This is a genomic window from Photorhabdus viridis, from assembly GCF_040256935.1.
Classification (GTDB): domain Bacteria; phylum Pseudomonadota; class Gammaproteobacteria; order Enterobacterales; family Enterobacteriaceae; genus Photorhabdus; species Photorhabdus viridis.
In genome coordinates this window covers 1-289 of the sequence record NZ_JBEJZY010000368.1, presented here as the reverse complement: position 1 = coordinate 289, position 289 = coordinate 1, and the positions used below count along the sequence as shown (strand labels likewise).

General features: G+C 46.4%; 1 protein-coding gene. It reads left to right on the top strand.

Going from position 1 to position 289, the window contains the following annotated elements; genetic code table 11:
- On the top strand, positions 1-289 hold a 289-nt coding region (locus tag ABR397_RS23775; RefSeq protein WP_350307844.1), incomplete at both ends, for a contractile injection system protein, VgrG/Pvc8 family.

Sequence of the window (289 nt, the reverse complement as noted above, 5' to 3'; positions counted from 1 at the left end):
GGACAGCCGGATTTATCATCGGCAAAGCGTCCCGGAAATCCTAAAAAGCTTGCTGAAAAAACACTATATTCTGGCCGACTCCCAACTGAATGAGTTTCATTACACACGCGAGTATGTGACGCAAAAGCGCGAGTCCGATTATGACTTTTTTGCCCGGTTAGTCGCCGAGGAAGGGCTAAATTTTTGGTTTGAAGACGACAAACTGTTTTTCAGTGACAGCCACTTAGGCATGACGGCCAATTTACCGTTGGTTTACAATCCGCAGGCACAAGTCGCCACTGAAATGAAT